16 protein-coding genes are annotated in these 15,206 nt (G+C 68.5%); 10 read left to right on the top strand and 6 right to left on the bottom strand.

Annotated features, from left to right (window positions below; all coding sequences use genetic code 11):
* Positions 1-40 precede the first annotated feature (40 nt).
* Positions 41-514, top strand: a complete 474-nt coding sequence (locus ACN27E_RS15010; protein WP_422742590.1) for a MarR family winged helix-turn-helix transcriptional regulator — start codon at positions 41-43, stop codon at positions 512-514.
* An 11-nt stretch (positions 515-525) separates the two neighbouring features.
* On the opposite strand, the gene ACN27E_RS15005 is transcribed toward ACN27E_RS15010, so the two are convergent.
* Together ACN27E_RS15005 and ACN27E_RS15000 are read right to left on the bottom strand one after the other, a co-directional pair.
* Complete coding sequence (locus ACN27E_RS15005) at positions 526-3,549, bottom strand: hypothetical protein (RefSeq protein ID WP_422742588.1); 3,024 nt, start codon at positions 3,547-3,549, stop codon at positions 526-528.
* 85 nt (positions 3,550-3,634) lie between these two features.
* A complete protein-coding gene (locus ACN27E_RS15000) occupies positions 3,635-5,230 on the bottom strand; it encodes a Na+/H+ antiporter (RefSeq protein WP_422749888.1) in 1,596 nt (531 codons plus the stop codon).
* A gap of 49 nt (positions 5,231-5,279) precedes the next feature.
* Between ACN27E_RS15000 and ACN27E_RS14995 the strand changes: the two genes are divergently transcribed.
* The 6 genes from ACN27E_RS14995 to ACN27E_RS14970 are packed head-to-tail and all read left to right on the top strand — an operon-like array spanning position 5,280 to position 9,326.
* Positions 5,280-5,594: a UBP-type zinc finger domain-containing protein gene (locus tag ACN27E_RS14995; protein WP_422742586.1), complete on the top strand. Its 315-nt coding sequence runs from the start codon at positions 5,280-5,282 to the stop codon at positions 5,592-5,594.
* Between the two features lie 22 nt (positions 5,595-5,616).
* Positions 5,617-6,867 carry a formate-dependent phosphoribosylglycinamide formyltransferase gene (purT, locus tag ACN27E_RS14990; protein WP_422742584.1) on the top strand — a complete coding sequence of 417 codons (1,251 nt, stop codon included), beginning with the start codon at positions 5,617-5,619 and terminating at the stop codon, positions 6,865-6,867.
* A gap of 35 nt (positions 6,868-6,902) precedes the next feature.
* The gene (locus tag ACN27E_RS14985; protein ID WP_422749886.1) at positions 6,903-7,307 is read left to right on the top strand and encodes a lumazine-binding protein; all 405 of its coding nucleotides are present in this window, start codon (positions 6,903-6,905) and stop codon (positions 7,305-7,307) included.
* Between the two features lie 19 nt (positions 7,308-7,326).
* A complete protein-coding gene (locus ACN27E_RS14980) occupies positions 7,327-7,740 on the top strand; it encodes a rhodanese-like domain-containing protein (protein WP_422742582.1) in 414 nt (137 codons plus the stop codon).
* The gene (locus tag ACN27E_RS14975; RefSeq protein ID WP_422742580.1) at positions 7,737-8,948 is read left to right on the top strand and encodes an O-succinylhomoserine sulfhydrylase; all 1,212 of its coding nucleotides are present in this window, start codon (positions 7,737-7,739) and stop codon (positions 8,946-8,948) included. The genes ACN27E_RS14980 and ACN27E_RS14975 overlap by 4 nt, the downstream gene beginning before the upstream one ends.
* Positions 8,949-9,326: a hypothetical protein gene (locus tag ACN27E_RS14970; RefSeq protein ID WP_422742578.1), complete on the top strand. Its 378-nt coding sequence runs from the start codon at positions 8,949-8,951 to the stop codon at positions 9,324-9,326. It begins immediately after the preceding gene.
* 59 nt (positions 9,327-9,385) lie between these two features.
* On the opposite strand, the gene ACN27E_RS14965 is transcribed toward ACN27E_RS14970, so the two are convergent.
* Complete coding sequence (locus ACN27E_RS14965) at positions 9,386-10,270, bottom strand: SDR family oxidoreductase (RefSeq protein WP_422742576.1); 885 nt, start codon at positions 10,268-10,270, stop codon at positions 9,386-9,388.
* A gap of 67 nt (positions 10,271-10,337) precedes the next feature.
* On the opposite strand from ACN27E_RS14965, the gene ACN27E_RS14960 reads away from it, so the two are divergent.
* Both ACN27E_RS14960 and ACN27E_RS14955 read left to right on the top strand, forming a co-directional pair.
* Positions 10,338-10,835 carry a GNAT family N-acetyltransferase gene (locus ACN27E_RS14960; RefSeq protein WP_422742574.1) on the top strand — a complete coding sequence of 166 codons (498 nt, stop codon included), beginning with the start codon at positions 10,338-10,340 and terminating at the stop codon, positions 10,833-10,835.
* Positions 10,836-10,857: 22 nt separating this feature from the next.
* Positions 10,858-11,166 carry a hypothetical protein gene (locus ACN27E_RS14955; protein WP_422742572.1) on the top strand — a complete coding sequence of 103 codons (309 nt, stop codon included), beginning with the start codon at positions 10,858-10,860 and terminating at the stop codon, positions 11,164-11,166.
* A gap of 15 nt (positions 11,167-11,181) precedes the next feature.
* Here ACN27E_RS14955 and ACN27E_RS14950 read toward each other — a convergent pair whose 3' ends face one another.
* Positions 11,182-11,916, bottom strand: a complete 735-nt coding sequence (locus tag ACN27E_RS14950; protein ID WP_422742570.1) for an MBL fold metallo-hydrolase — start codon at positions 11,914-11,916, stop codon at positions 11,182-11,184.
* Between the two features lie 34 nt (positions 11,917-11,950).
* On the opposite strand from ACN27E_RS14950, the gene fgd reads away from it, so the two are divergent.
* Complete coding sequence (gene fgd, locus ACN27E_RS14945; protein ID WP_422742568.1) at positions 11,951-12,961, top strand: glucose-6-phosphate dehydrogenase (coenzyme-F420); 1,011 nt, start codon at positions 11,951-11,953, stop codon at positions 12,959-12,961.
* A gap of 12 nt (positions 12,962-12,973) precedes the next feature.
* Here fgd and ACN27E_RS14940 read toward each other — a convergent pair whose 3' ends face one another.
* Both ACN27E_RS14940 and ACN27E_RS14935 read right to left on the bottom strand, forming a co-directional pair.
* Entirely contained in the window at positions 12,974-14,074 is a 1,101-nt protein-coding gene (locus ACN27E_RS14940; RefSeq protein ID WP_422742566.1) for an NAD-dependent epimerase/dehydratase family protein, read from the bottom strand.
* Complete coding sequence (locus ACN27E_RS14935) at positions 14,074-15,159, bottom strand: Gfo/Idh/MocA family protein (protein ID WP_422742564.1); 1,086 nt, start codon at positions 15,157-15,159, stop codon at positions 14,074-14,076. Before ACN27E_RS14935 ends, ACN27E_RS14940 begins: the two co-directional genes overlap by 1 nt.
* Positions 15,160-15,206 lie beyond the last annotated feature (47 nt).

The raw sequence follows: 15,206 nt of genomic DNA, 5'->3' as shown, positions 1-15,206 counted from the left end.
CAATAACTTAACGATTAAGCAAGTGAACTATGCTGGCCGGGTGGCCGACACCGACCGAGCCGCCCTCGAAGCGCAGATGGCCGACGACGTGCGCGCACTGTCCGCCGAGTCCGACCTGATCGGACGCGCCTTCGCAGCCCGTCACGACGTCGCCCCCAACGACTTCCGGGCGTTGCTGCACGTCATGGTGGCCGAGACCGCGGGCGCCCCGCTCACCTCGGGTGAGTTGCGGCGGGCGATGGGCACCTCGGCGGCGGCGATCACCTATCTGGTCGAGCGGATGATCGTCTCCGGCCATCTTCTGCGCGAACCGCATCCCGCCGACCGGCGCAAGGTCGTTTTGCGGGTGGCCGAACCCGGTATGGGTATGGCCCGCGGGTTCTTCGCCCCGCTGGCCGAGCACAGCAACCGTATGCTCGCCGATCTGCCCGACGAGGATCTCGCCGCGGCCCACCGCGCCTTCACCGCGTTGATCGAGGCAATGGGGGCGTTCCGCCGCGACCTGGACGGCTAGCGCCGACTCGGCTAGCTCAGGGGGTAGTCGACGACGTTTGCCACCGGACCCTGGGCGCCCAGGCCGGAATGTGCCTCGATCCACTGCCCCGTCACGATCAGCGTGAGATTGGGCAGGTTGACGATGTAGTCGCCGTATGTGCGCAGGTAGGGGTCGCCGATGTAGATGGAGCCCCCGTAGCCGGGCAGCAGGTTCTGCACGACGGTGCTGGACTCGGTGTCTTTCGTCTGGACCGAGCCGGTGTACAGGACGGCCGCCTCGAGTTCGATCTGCTGGGCCACGAAGACGCCCGCCTTCTCCTTCAGTTTGAGCCCACCGCCTGCCGCCCAGCTGGCGGTCTCGCCCTTGGTGGTGGTGATGGTGTAGTAGTACGAGTTCGTCTGCGAGCCGCGGTTTATCTGGCTCTGAACCGGCCCGGTCGTGGGGGCGTTGTAGTAGGTCTCGCCGGTGACGTTCACACTGCATCCACCGGGGGTGGCTCCGTAGTACGACGTGCACGCGGAGTTGACGGCCGCAGCGGCGAGATTCGGGACGTTGGTGACGTCCATGATCGCCGGGGTGGGATAGGGATACACGATGTACATGACGGATTTGTCCGTGTCTGACTGGTACCCGCCTCCCATGCAGCCGCCGTCCTTACAGAAGACCTCGGGGGCACTGCCGCCGTTGTAGACCTTGAACTCCGCGGAAGTGGGATAGGCGGTGGGCTGGTCATTCGTCCACGTCACGTACGTCTCTTGGTCTCGAAACGCGTTGTAGTCGACTTCGAAGTCGATCGACTGGAACGGCTGCAGAACGAAGCCCCTGTACGGGGAGTCGTCCTCTTCGTACTCACCGGAGATGCTGGTCAGCGTCTGCGCGTACGGCGTGAGGTTGACCACCTGGAACGTGCGTGAGCTGATGGCGCGGCCGCTGGCCAGGATATTGGGGACGAGGCCGAACGCACGCGTCTGGTTCTTCAGGTACTTGGCGAGCACCGAGCCCAGGGTCATTTCCCGGGGTGCGAGCGCCGCAAGGGAGCCGGCGATGTCGGAGGGGGCCGAGGTGGTGAACGTCTGGGCCGACGGCGGCGTCGGAACGGAGCCGGAATCGGGATATGGATGCGGACCCGTCCCGATCACCCAGTCGTCGGTGGTGTACGTGACGGCGAGCGGCACGCCGTTCTCGTCCAAGGTTCCCGAGGGCGCCATGCTGATGTACTCGACGCGCGGAATCTTGATGGTGACGCCCGAATTGGTCAACGTCATGTTGACGAAGTCGTGGTATTCGGGGTACTGCACATAGATCTGGCCGTAGCTGCCCGGTGGCACATCCAGGTCCACCTGGGATTCGGTGGTGAAACCGTCGCTCCAGCTGTGCCCGTACTTCTCCTGGATCAGTGCGCCGATCTCGGTCTGGAAGGCCAGGGGCCCGAGCGAGAAATTGAGTGAGCCGCCGGCGACGATCTTCAGGCTCTCCTCCACTCCGCTGGTCTTGACGACCTCGTGGGCCACCTTGTACCGATTGGTGGAGACGACGCTCCCCCCATTGAAGAGGGTGTTGCCGACGAGCTTCGGCGCGCTGAGCCGGACCTCCTCATCGACGACTTCCTGCCCGCAACTGCCCGACACCCGGCACAGCGCCGCAGCGACGATCGCCTGGCCGACGGGATCGCTCGTGTCGATGGTGATCTCGCTCCCGGCCGCCGGCAACAGCACCAGCGTCTGTCTCTTACTGATCAACGAGGTACCGGTGACCGGGGTCGGGGTGTCGAAGATGACGGTCTGGATTGCAGTACTCGACGACGACGCGGTGGCGCCACCGGCTTCGACGTCCACCGAAACCGTCGCCGAACCGGTCGACCACACCATCGAGCCCTCGTAGGTCCACTCCTTGTCCCACTCGGAATCGCCCTGGTAGAACGCCATCTGCGTCTGCCGCGCGTTGGCCAGGACGAACCCTTCCTGCGGACCGTAGGTCAGCGGCTTCTTCGTATCGAGGTTGGTCAGGGTGATCGGTCCACCGGTGAGGTTGAGAACGGTGACCTCGTTGCGGACCCAGGGCAGGAAGATCTCGTCGTCGGGGACGCACTCGCCGTCCCGGCAGGTGCCCGGCGCGATCGGGTCGGCGACGCTGGTGCCCTGCAGCAGTCCCCGCAGATCGGTCAACAGGATCCGGACCGGCTCTACCAGAGTTGACACCAACAGGTCGACGCGGCTGAGCACGACGCTGGACTCCATCAGCGCGATCGGCAGGCTGCTCAGCGCGTCGGCGGCGTCGCCGACCTCCCGGCGTGCGGCGGCCGTCATCAGCCATTCCATCGGCGAGCCCACGGTGTCGGACAGCGGTACCGCCCGGCCGGGTGCCACCGTGCGCGTGGCCAGCGGTCTCACGATCGCGGTGCTGACGTCGGCGGACGGTGGCACGCCGAACGCGCTTCTCGGTGCCGCGGCCAGCGGCGCCGCCACCGCCGTGAGCGTCTGGCGGTCGGCTGCGGCCGTCCGACCGTTGGCGATGTCCCGTTCGACGGACGTCGGAGCCGTCACCCCGGCGGTCACCCTGGTGGCGCCCGGCGAGGCGGCGCCCGTAGGCGCCGACCGGGTCCGGACGTCGGCCGGAGTCTCGGCCGCCGCGCTCGCGTCGGAAGTCCAGGATCTCCGGCTGCTGGGCTGGCGCGCTTCGCCGTCCGCGTCGCGCACCCTGACCTCGGTCGCGGTGTCGACCGATACAGACTCATCGGCCCGCCCGGCCCGCACCCCCGATGTCGTCGCCGGAGCGTCCGATGTCGGATCGGAACCGGACTTCGGGGTCACCGGTCCGTGCGACTCGCGCACTGCTGTCGACCGCGAGGTGGCCGCCGGACCGGGTGACGATGCGTCGGACTTAGACACGCCGCCCGACGAGGGGTCGGCCGCGGCGGACGGGGCGGCGGCGCACGCCAGCGCCAGGCCGAGCCCCAGCGCAGCAGTCGCCGCCGCCGAGCGACCGGCGAGAAGGTATGAACTCATTGACTTCTCCGACCGTAGAGGTGAGTGCGCGCCCTGCGCGGCAGCCATCATCTAAACGGCTCGGCCGGGACGCGGCGCACCGGGATCGGCCTGTTCAGCGATTGGTGGCAAATCGTTTACCCGGCGGTCTCTGCTAACCGCGGTTCAGCGTCGCCTCCTCGAGGTCGAGCCCGTGCAGCACCTGCCGGAGCACCTCGTCGTCGATGTGTCCGCTGTCGCGTTCGGCGATCAGCGTCTCCCGTTCGGCGGCCAGCATCTCGAGCCGCAGGCGCCGGAATGCCGCCGCCGGGCTCTCCCCGAGATCGTCGTCGCCGCGGCCGAGCCGCTCCCAGGCCGAGTTGCGCCGCCGGGTGTTCCAGCTGCGCAGCACGTCGGCGGCCCGCTCGAGTACGTCGGATTCGGTGGCCGGCCGTTCGGCCAGCACCTGGTCGAGCCGTTCGGCGGCCGCGCGGGCGGCTTTGTCCTGCGCGGCGGCCGCGGCGACCGCGTCGGTGTGGGCTTCGTCGCCCTGCACCCCGAGGCGGCGGATGAGCCACGGCAGGGTCAGCCCGTGCAGCAGCAGCGTGCCGACCACCACCACGAACGTCAGGAACACCAGCTGGGGCCGGCCGGGGAAGGGTGCCCCCGACAGTGTCGTCGCCGGGACCGCGAACGCGGCAGCCAACGACACCACGCCCCGCATACCGGCCCAGGCCACGACGAACACCTGCGCGGGCCGCGGCACGGGCTCGCGGGCCCGGATCCGCGGCGACAGCCACCGCGGCAGGTAGGCGAACAGATACACCCACACGATGCGCACACCGATCACGGTGGCCAGCACGAGAATCGAGGAGAGTGCCAGCGTCGACGCCCGGATCCCGGCCAGCTCGTCGATCACCTTGGGCAGCTGCAAGCCGATCAGCAGGAACGCGAAGGACTCCAGAACCAGTTGCACGGCCTTCCACACCGCGACGTCCTGCAGCCGGGTGGCGTAACTGGCGTTCGTCGCGCGCTGACCCAGGATGAGGGCGGCCACCACCACCGCGATCACCCCCGAGCCGTGCACCTCCTCGGCCACCAGATAGATCGAGAACGGCGCGACGAGCCCGATCGCGCTCTCCATCAGCGGGTCGGCGAGGCGCGAACGCACCCACACGATGAGCGCACCCAGCGCGCCGCCGACCACGACCCCGCCCGCCGCGGCGAGCGCGAAGGTGCTCAGTCCACCCGTCCAGGTGGCGGCACCGCCGATCGCCAGCCCGAGCGTCACCTTGTAGGCCGTCAGCGCGGTCGCGTCGTTGAGCAGGCTCTCCCCGCCGAGCAGCGTCATGATCCGGCGCGGCAGACCCAGCCGGCGTCCGACCGCCGTCGCCGAGACCGCGTCGGGTGGGGCGACGATCGCGCCGAGCGTCAGGGCCGCGGCGACCGTGAGTTCCGGCACCGCCGCGAACGCGACCACGCCGACGGCGAACGTCGTGGCCAGCGGGAGCCCGACCGCGAGCATGCCGATCGAGCGCACGTTGCGGCGCAGCGCGACATAGCTGCTCTCCAGGCCCGCCGACCACAGCAGCGGCGGCAGGATCACGTTGAGCACCAGATCCGGATCGAGCTGGATGTCCGGCACCACCGGGATCAATCCCGCGGCCAACCCGGCGACCACCAGGATCAGCGGTGCGGACAGATCGGCTCGCCGCGCCAGGGCCGCCACGAGCAGCGCGGCCACCAGAACCGCCAGCAGTGAGGCGTTCACGCCATCGACCTCCCTCTCCCGTTCGATGCCCTCGATATCCTTGGCCACCATGCGCAGCAGAGCACGGCGACCGGACCGTCGAACTCGGCGGGACGACGGTCCGCGTCTCTGCGAACACCTCGCCGGCGACCGCGCCGACGTGACGCCGGACCCGCCCGGCAGCTGCCAGGATTGTGCCGAACTCGGCGAGGACACCTGGGCGCACCTGCGGATGTGCACGACATGCGGGCACGTCGCCTGCTGCGACTCCAGTCCGCACCAGCACGCCACCGAACACTTCCGCAGCACCGGGCATCCGGTGATGCGCTCGGTCGAACCGGGGGAGCGGTGGCGGTGGTGCTACATCGATCTCCAGCTCGGCTGACGATCTGGCAGGCTGGCGGGCGATGACCGAACCAACCGAAGGCGATGGGCCTGACACGGATCCGACGCTGGACGCGGCTGCGATCGACCGGCGCAGCACGGTGCTGCTGCTGGGTGCGGGTGAATTGAGTCGTGAACTGGCGCTCGCCTTCGGGCGCCTCGGGACGGTGGTGGTGGCCGTCGACCGCTACGCCGACGCGCCCGCCCACCGGGTGGCCGACCGCTTCGTCGTGGCGAAGCTGTCCGACGCCGACGAGCTCGCCGCCCTGATCGACCGGGAGAAGCCGCAGTACGTGGTGGCCGAATCCGGGCTGATCGCCGCCGATGCGCTGATCGCGGTCGCCGAACGCGGCGACGTGGAGGTGTTCCCGACGCCGCGCAGCACCCGGCTGGGACAGGACCGGGAGGGGCTGCGCCGACTGGCCTCCGACGAGCTCGGATTGCCGACCGCGCCGTTCTGGTTCGCCGGCTCGGCGGAGGAGCTCGCCGCCGTGGCCGCGCACGCGGGTCTTCCGCTGGTGGTCAAACCGATCTCCGCCGCGCCCGGCGAAGGGCAGTCGGTGCTGCTGCGCGCCGAGGACGTCGAACCCGCCTGGCAGCGCGCCATCGCCGCGGGCCGGATCACCCACCACCGCGTCATCGCCGAGACCGTGGTCGAGGTCGACTTCGAGGTGACCCTGCTGACCGTGCGCACCACCGGATCGACCGGGCCGTCGCTGACGTTCTGCGAACCGATCGGCCACCGCCAGGGCGACGGTGATGCGCTCGAGTCCTGGCAGCCGCAGCAGATGACGCCCGCGGCCCTGGACGCCGCCAAGTCCATCGCCGCGCGGATCGTGAACTCGCTGGGCGGGCGCGGGGTGTTCGCGGTGGAGCTGCTGGTGCGCGGCGACGAGGTCTACTTCTCCGATGTGCGGGCCCGGCCGCAGGACACGGGTTTGGTGACATTGCGGTCGCAGCGGCTGTCGCAGTTCGAGCTGCACGCCCGTGCGGTGCTGGGGCTGCCCGTCGACACCATCATGATCTCCCCGGCGGCGGCCGAGGTGCGCTACGCCGGAACCGAGGCCCCGGTGACCGAACCGTCGGGCACCGACGTCGCGGCGGCGCTCGCCGAGGCGCTGGCCACCCAGGAGAGCGACGCCCGGCTGTTCGACCGCCCGGACGAGACCGATGAACGCCGGCGCCTCGCCGTCTCGTTGGCCACCGCACCGGACGTGATCATCGCGCGCGATCGGGCCCGCCGCGTCGGCGCCGCGCTGCGCAAGCTGTGGTGAACCCGGGGTCGGGGCCGGAGGACCGGCCCACCGCAATGCCGTTCCTGGCTGCGCTCGTCGTCATCGTGATCGTCGTGATCGGAATCTGGGCGGTCAATTTCTTCGAGGGTGACGAGCCCACCGACGAACAGCTGATCGGCCGCGCCGCCGTCGCGCAGAACGACGCGATACAGCGCAAGGACTACGCCGCCTTCCAGGCCTACACCTGTCGAGACGAGTGGGGAAATGAGTCGCAATTCGTTGCCGCACAACAGGAGTCGGCACAGCAACAGGGTGATCGATTCATCGACGGGTTGACCGCGGTGACCGTCGACGGCGACCGCGCCACGGGTTCGGTCACCTACCACTTCGACAAGACGCCGGACACGAAAATCCCGGTGGAGACCACGTTCGTCCGTGAGGACGGGGCCTGGAAGGTCTGTTCGGCCGGTACCAGCTAGGTATGGGACACTCACGGCCGTGAGCTATGCGGGAGACATCACGCCGGAGGAGGCCTGGCAGGTACTCGACGAGAACCCGGATGCCGTGCTGGTGGACTGTCGCACCGAGGCCGAATGGCGCTTCGTCGGCGTACCGGATCTGTCCCCGCTCGCGCGCGACGTGGTGTTCATCGAGTGGAGCCGCACCGACGGCACCCACAACGACGGCTTCGTCGACGAGCTCAAGACCGCCGGGATCACCCCGGGGGAGCGGCCGGTGGTGTTCCTGTGCCGGTCCGGCAATCGCTCGATCGGCGCCGCCGAGGCCGCCACCGAAGCGGGGATCGGGCCGTCGTACAACATCCTCGACGGCTTCGAAGGCAATCTCGACGAGCGCAGGCACCGCGGCGGCTCCGGCTGGAAGGCCGTCGGACTGCCGTGGGTGCAGTCATGAGTGAGCAGGTCCCGTCTGTTCGGGTCCCCGCCGAACTGCCCGAGGGCGTCAGCCAGGCCACGATCGGGGTGCGCGGCGGGTTGCTGCGGTCGGGGTTCGAGGAGACCGCCGAGGCGATGTACCTCACCTCCGGCTACGTGTACGCCTCGGCGGCCGAGGCCGAGAAGGCCTTCACCGGTGAGATCGACCGCTACGTCTACTCGCGCTACGGCAATCCGACCATTTCGATGTTCGAGGAGCGGCTGCGCCTGATCGAAGATGCGCCGGCGTGCTTCGCGACGGCGACCGGGATGGCCGCGGTGTTCACCGCGCTGGGCGCATTGCTCGGCGCGGGTGACCGCTTGGTGGCCGCGCGCAGCCTGTTCGGTTCGTGCTTCGTGGTGTGCAACGAGATCCTGCCCCGCTGGGGTGTCGAGACGGTGTTCGTCGACGGCGAGGACCTCGCCCAGTGGGAGGATGCGCTGTCGGTCCCGACGCAGGCGGTGTTCTTCGAGACGCCGTCGAACCCGATGCAGTCGCTGGTCGACATCGCCGCGGTCACCGAGCTCGCGCACGCCGCCGGTGCAAAGGTGGTGTTGGACAACGTGTTCGCCACCCCGCTGCTTCAGCAGGGTTTCCCGCTGGGGGTGGACGTCGTGGTCTATTCGGGCACCAAGCACATCGACGGGCAGGGCCGGGTCCTCGGCGGCGCGATCCTGGGCTCGAAGGAGTACATCGACGGGCCGGTGCAGAAGCTGATGCGCCACACCGGGCCGGCGATCAGCGCGTTCAACGCCTGGACGCTGCTCAAGGGTCTCGAGACGCTGGCCGTGCGGGTCGACTACTCGAACCGGTCGGCGCAGCGGATCGCCGAGTTCCTCGAAGGCCAGTCCGGGGTGAGCTGGGTGAAATACCCGTTCCTGGAGTCGCACCCGCAGTATGACCTGGCCCGGCGCCAGATGTCCGGCGGCGGAACCGTCGTCACCTTCGAACTCGAGGGAGGCAAGGACCGGGCGTTCGAGGTGCTCGACAAATTGCAGATCATCGACATCTCCAACAACCTCGGCGACGCCAAGTCGCTGATCACCCATCCGGCCACGACGACGCACCGGGCGATGGGCCCCGACGGGCGTGCGGCGATCGGCCTCGGCGACGGCGTGGTGCGCATCTCGGTCGGCCTGGAGGGGACACAGGATCTACTCGACGATCTCGACCGGGCGCTCTGCTGAGTGTCGAAGAAGTCCGCGGCCAAGACCGCGCGCCGACGTAAGCGACAGGCCAAGCGGGCGATCGGGGTCCCCGAGGGCGACGACCTGACGCTCATCGACTCCGAGCTCACCGAGCGCGGCTGGCTGTTCGACGTCGACAACTCCACCGACGAGCTCGCCACGTGGTTCTACCCGCCGTCCGGTGTCGACGCGGTGCCCGACGGTGTCGAGTCGGTGACCCGGATCTGGCTGACCGCGGACGACGAATGGCATGTCATTCTCGTCGGGGCCGGCGAGGACGGCATCGACTACCTGTTCAGCGCCTTCGCACTGCTCGAGCAGCTCGGCACGATCGAGGCGTACCGCCTGGGCGGGCCCGCGCCGGACTTCGAGGCGTAACCGCCGGCCGGCGCCGCCGAGTGTGAAGCCACTGCGAATCTGCGCGCCGAATCTCGCGCTCAGTTCACACCCGCGGGGCCGCTACCGTTGTCGCCTCCTTCGACCACGCCCAGCGCGGACTGCGCGCGGGACTCATAGCTCTGCCGCTTGGCGGTGTCGAATTCCAGGAACACGTTGTCCAGACCGAGTTTCCGGTTCATCCAGCGACGTCCGCGGGGGCCGAGCAGCTGCGCGGCCTGAGCGGTGAACCGCAGAAACGGCGGGACCGCGACGTGGGTCTTGGGCTTGTCGAGCGTCTTGACGATGGCCGCGGCGATGTCCTCGGGTTCGACCGGTTTGGTGCCGACGGTCTCCCGGGTGCCCGAGATGAGGTCGGTATTGGTGAACGGGGGCATCACCACCGAGACGTGCACACCGTTGGGTGCCATCTCGTCGGCCAGCGCGGCGGACAGGCCGACGACGCCGAACTTCGCGCCGACGTAGACCACCTGACCGGGTACCGGGATCACGCCGGACAGCGAGGCGATGTTGATGATGTGGCCGCGCCGGCGAGCGACCATATCGGGGAGGGCGAGTTGACAGCCCGCGATGACGCCGTAGAGATTCACCTCGATCGACGAGCGGATCGACTGTTCGGACTGCTCCAGGAACGGGCCGATCGGCATGACGCCGGCATTGTTGATGAGCACGTCGATGTGCCCACCGCCGTCGGTGCGCGCCTTGTCCAGGAAGGTCGCGAACGATTCGCGGTCGGTGACGTCGAGGGGGTAACCCGACACCGGCCCTAGGTTCGTCAGCTTGGCGACCGACGACTCCTGCAGCGCGACGTCGCGATCACCGATGACGACCCGGGCCCCGCGTTTGAGCAGTGCCTCGGCCGTGGCATAACCGATACCGCGGGCGGCGCCGGTGATCGCGATCGTCTTGCCCCTGATGTTGTCCATGCCCGCGAACTTTACAGGTGTCAAGTTTTGATCGGAAGAGCCGCGCGTCGGCAGTGAGGTGAGGCGAGTGTCGAGGACCGAAGAGCTGACTTTCGTGGCGGTGGAGCCCGACGATCCGCTCGCTCAACCACTGCTGGCCGAACTGGCCGACGAATACGCCGAGCGTTACGACGGCCGGCGCGACCGGATCCTGGCCTGGCTGACCGGCTACCCGAAAGACGAGTTCGCCGCGCCCGGCGGCACGCTGCTGATCGGGCTGGTCGACGGCAAGCCGGTCACGGGCGGGGCCTTCCGCCGGTTCGGCATCGTGGACGGGCTGCCGACCGCCGAACTCAAGCGCATCTGGACCGACAGCGGCCACCGCCGCCGGGGTTTCGCCCGAGCGCTGCTCGCGGCGTTGGAGGCCGACGCCGCCGACCGCGGATACCGACGGCTCTACCTGACGACGGGGGACCGGCAACCGGAGGCCGAGGCGCTGTATCTGGCGACCGGATACGAACGGCTCGACGAACCGCTGCCCGCCGAGAACGAGGTCTATCCGATCGCGTTCGCCAAGCGGCTGTGAGCCGCGTTTGTAAACTGGCGCAGTGCCGATGGCGGCGGGTGTCTCGCAGGCGAGTGTGGGCTGGCTGATCCTGCTCGCGGCGGCGCTGACGGCGATCGCGGGTGTCGCGCTGCGCGCGTTCGTCGGACGCCGCGCCGACCGGCACGTGATCGGCCGTCTGACCCGACGGGTGCGCGAGACGGCGGTGGCCCGCAAGATGTTCGGCCCGGTGCACCACGACGCGCTCGACCCCGACGAACTCGACCAGACCATCCTGATGCCCACCATCGTGGTGGCCTGCGGGCTGTGCCTGACGGCAGTGTTCCTGCTGGGCTACCGCATCCTCAGCTAGTAATCCTCAGCGGGGTCAGGCCGGCAACGCCTGCTGGGCGGCGGTGCGGATCGGGCCGCGCCACACCGGCCCGTGGCCCGGCACCAGGATCTCGGTGTCCAGCGCACCGAGGGTCGCCAGGCTGCGTACACACCGCTCCTGGTCGTGGTTGAACAGGTCGGGCAGCAGCTGCGGACGGACATCGGTCAACAGCGGATGGCCGGTCACCAGCGCATCCCCGCTGACCAAGACGCCGTCAACCAGGTACGAACAGTGTCCGCCGGTGTGCCCGGGGGTGGGGACGGCCACCGGCGCGCCGGGCAGCCCGGCGGCGACCGCGTCGGTCAGCGCCTGCGCGGTGGGGATCCCGCCGCGTGCCAGGCCCCCCTTGCGGCTGATCTCCAGAGACCAGCGCAGCCACCGCGGTTGCCAGGCGTGGCTAATGACGTCGCGCGTTGCCACCTGCTCGAGGTAGTCCCGGCGCGCATGGCCCACCTCGTCGTCGTGGGTGTAGACCGGGATGCCCTCCTGCGCGGCCAACGCGATCGCCGAGCCGAAATGGTCGACATGCGCGTGGGTCAACAGGATCGCCCGGACGTCGGACAGTCCGAAGCCCAGCTCGCGCACCGATTCGACGACGTCGTCGCGGTGGCCCGGATAGCCCGCGTCGATCAGCAACACCCCGGTGCCGTCGGTCACCAGGGTCCAGTTGACGAGGTCGGTTCGCGCGACGTGTACGCGGTCGGTGACGGCCTCCAGCCGAGCTGCCATGCGGCGAGTCTAGGGGGAGGAGTAGAAACGAAGCGTGGCTGAACTGAAACTGGGATACAAGGCGTCGGCGGAGCAGTTCGCGCCTCGTGAGCTCGTGGAGCTGGCCGTGGCGGCCGAATCGCATGGAATGGACAGCGCGACGGTCAGTGACCACTTCCAACCGTGGCGCCACGAGGGCGGCCATGCACCCTTTTCGTTGGCGTGGATGACCGCGGTGGGCGAGCGCACCAAGCGAATTCAGCTCGGGACCTCGGTGCTGACCCCTACGTTCCGCTACAACCCCGCGGTGATCGCCCAGGCGTTCGCGACGATGGCGTGTCTGTATCCGAACCGCATCTTCCTCGGCGTGGGCACCGGAGAGGCCCTCAACGAGATCGCCACCGGTTACGAAGGCGACTGGCCGGACTTCAAGGAGCGCTTCGCGCGGCTCCGGGAATCGGTGCGGTTGATGCGTGAGCTGTGGCTCGGCGACCGGGTGGACTTCGACGGTGAGTACTACCGCACCAAGGGTGCGTCGATCTACGACGTGCCCGAGGGTGGGGTGCCGGTCTACATCGCCGCGGGCGGACCGGTGGTCGCCAAGTACGCGGGCCGGGCGGGTGACGGTTTTATCTGCACCTCCGGTAAAGGCGAGGAGCTCTACAAGGACAAGCTCATTCCGGCCGTGCAGGAGGGGGCCGAGAAGGCCGAGCGCAACTCCGCGGAGATCGACCGGATGATCGAGATCAAGATCTCCTACGACACCGATCCCGAACTGGCGCTGGAGAACACCCGCTTCTGGGCGCCGCTCTCCCTGACCGCCGAGCAGAAGCACAGCATCGACGACCCGATGGAGATGGAGAAGGCCGCCGACGAGCTGCCCATCGAACAGGTCGCCAAGCGGTGGATCGTGGCGTCGGATCCCGACGAGGCCGTCGAGAAGGTCAAGGACTACGTCGACTGGGGGCTCAACCACCTGGTCTTCCACGCGCCCGGACACGATCAGCGCCGCTTCCTGGAGCTGTTCCAGAAGGATCTCGAGCCGCGATTGCGCAAGCTGGGCTAGCGGTACTGCGGGCTAGGGGTATTGCGGCCCGCTGGCAGCGGGTACCTCGAAACCGGCGAAACGTAGCCACCGGCCGGCGGCTGACATCAACTCGTCGAACGGCTGCAGCTGCAGATCCGGATAGTGTTCGGCGAACTTCGACGACGGTAGCTTCCGCGCTGTGCCCTGGAGCCACCACATCGACTTGGTGACAGCGGGTGCGGCTTCGATGGGTTGCACCTCGGAGATCGGCGGGGAGAACCGGTCCCTCATCGACTGCTTGAGCCGGCCTTTGGTGTCACCGCTGAGCCGGTTCTTGACCGCGCGGGCGGGTGCGACGTTGAGGACCTTCTGCATCTTGGCCATCCGGCCCTCGCGAAACGCCGAGTCGGGCAGCTGTCGGATGGTCGACGGGTCGGCGCCCACTTCCCGCGCGACGGCGTGATAATAGTCGGCCCAGGTGTGCGTCTCGGCATCGGAGATGTTGAAGATCCCCGACCGGGTCTGCGGTGAGTTCGCCAGTTGCACAAGGTGTTCGATGAGGTTGTCGACGTGGATCAGATTGCAGATCCCGCCGCCGTGGTTGAACAGGTACGCCGTGCCGTCGACCAGTGCCTTGGCCGGATCCACCAGCCAGACCGACCCCGGTCCCCAGATCAGCCCCGGCCGCAGCATGACAACCCGAACGGGCCCGTCGAACTGGGTGCGCAGCCAGGCCTCCGCGGCTGTCTTGCCCAAGGCATAGTCCATCCAGTGCCGGCCATCTGGTGCCGAGTCGTCGGTCAGGCCCGGTTGCTCGGCCCTGCCGAAAACCTCGGCGGAACTCATGTGGACGAACAGGGGTACCTCTGCCTGCCGGCATGCGGCGTACATGGATTGGACGTCACCGACGATCCGCTCGTCGTTCCCCAGGGTCAGATTCACCACCATCCCGCATCCCTTGATGAGCGGAACCAGCGATGCCGGGTCGCCCGCGTCACCGATGACGGTGCGCATGCCGAACCGGGCCAGCCGCCCCTGACTGCGCCAGGAGCGAACGATGGGGACCAGCGGTATGTCTTCGCGGAGTTCGGCCCGTTCGACCAGACGGGCACCGACGAAGCCGCCGGCTCCGATGACTGCGATGGGCTTCATCAATGCTGGCCGGCCTTCCAGTGCTTGGCTCGCGCGGCGAGCCGTTCCTCTTCGGGCAGCCAGGAACAATCCAGTGCTTCGGCGTGCGCATACGCATGCTCGATCGCGGCTTGCACACTGGCGGCCTGCACGCCGGTCACCGGAATCGGTTCGCCATAGTGAATGCACCGGAGCATGGCGACCAGCTCGGCATCGAAGCACGGACGCAGGTTGCCGGGCCGAATCCGCTTGCCCCCGCTCAGCGCGAGGTCCACCGGCCAGGATGTCCGGGCCGGTACCAGCGACCATCCCTGCGGGGTCTTGCGGCGGTAGGAGCGCAGATCGTCGCCTTCGATCACCACTTCACCCGAGGAGCCGCGGATCCACAGTCCGTTGTTCAGCGGATACTCCCAGCTGACCTGCATCGTGCCGTGAGCTCGCGGAAATTCCAGCATGAGAAGCGAATTCGTCTCCACTCCGTCGCCGAGGCTGTCATCGAACGAGCGACTGACCACTGGGTCGCCGAAGATCCAGCTCAGCTGGTCGAGCATGTGCACGCCGATGTCCAGCAGGGCTCCACCGCCGGAGCGATCGCGCCGGAATGCGGCGTCGGTGGCGGCCGGCCAGCCGTACGTGTTTCCTTCCCGGAAGGTGAATTCGAGCTCGTCGCCGAGTTCGCCGCTCGCCACGAGCGCGGCGACGTCGGCGAAATTGGCATAGAACCGCCGGGGATAGGCCACGCCCAATATCCGGCCGGCGTCGGCGGCCGCGGCGTTCATCCGGTCCGCGTCGGTGACGGTGGTGGTCATGGGCTTCTCGCACAGCACGTGGCAACCGTGTGCGAAAGCCGCGCATGCATGGTCGGCATGCAGACCTGGCGGGGAGGCGACGATCGCCAGATCGAACGAGCGATCCCGAAACGCGCTCGCACAGTCCGGATACGCGCGGGCGCGCTTGTACTGGCCTGCGATCTTCCGGCCGCGCGCCTCGTTCGGATCGGCGACGCCGACCACCTGGATGGCCTTGGCTCGCTCGAGCCGGCGCAGCGGACCCCGGTAGTGCTCCTCAACCACTGCTCCTGCGCCGATCAGGAGGACACTGATCATCGACAGCCTCTCTGCGCGGCGCCCAGCCGACGGTTTCGCGTTGAAGT

The organism is Mycobacterium sp. WMMD1722 (assembly GCF_049315205.1).
Lineage (GTDB): Bacteria > Actinomycetota > Actinomycetes > Mycobacteriales > Mycobacteriaceae > Mycobacterium.
This window is presented reverse-complemented; position numbering and strand designations above follow the sequence as displayed.